This is a genomic window from Paenibacillus sp. MY03, from assembly GCF_002165585.1.
Classification (GTDB): Bacteria; Bacillota; Bacilli; order Paenibacillales; family Paenibacillaceae; genus Pristimantibacillus; species Pristimantibacillus agaridevorans.
In genome coordinates this window covers 1-340 of sequence record NZ_MXQD01000114.1, presented here as the reverse complement: position 1 = coordinate 340, position 340 = coordinate 1, and the positions used below count along the sequence as shown (strand labels likewise).

Below are 340 nucleotides of genomic sequence, written 5' to 3'. Positions count from 1 at the left end.
GTGCCTTCCGTCGCTTGCGAGTGAAGAAGTCTCGCATTGGCAATCGCTGTTTCCAGCGCGCCGTTGTCTGCCAGGCGCACAGCGAACGAGTAGCTGGCCGAGCTTGTGTCTATCTCTATCGCTGCGTCGAATAACGACGCTTCGAACTGCTCCAGCGTGACGATTGTTTCTCGCGGCGCCGCATCTTCCTTCACTGTAGCATGCAGCTTGAATAACGGGCTTGCAGCCTGGATCGCATCCTGCTCATCCTGCGTGAACATGATCACTCGCAGTTTGCCTTGCGTTGTCTGGACGGCGCTTGCAATCGCATACTTCGGCTGCAGCACCTCAATCGCCGATC

The 340-nt window shown here is 57.1% G+C and carries 1 protein-coding gene; it reads right to left on the bottom strand.

Features of this window, described 5'->3' with window-relative positions; all coding sequences use genetic code 11:
- The coding region (locus B1748_RS37165) for a hypothetical protein (RefSeq protein ID WP_179216017.1) at positions 1 to 340 on the bottom strand (340 nt) is incomplete at both ends.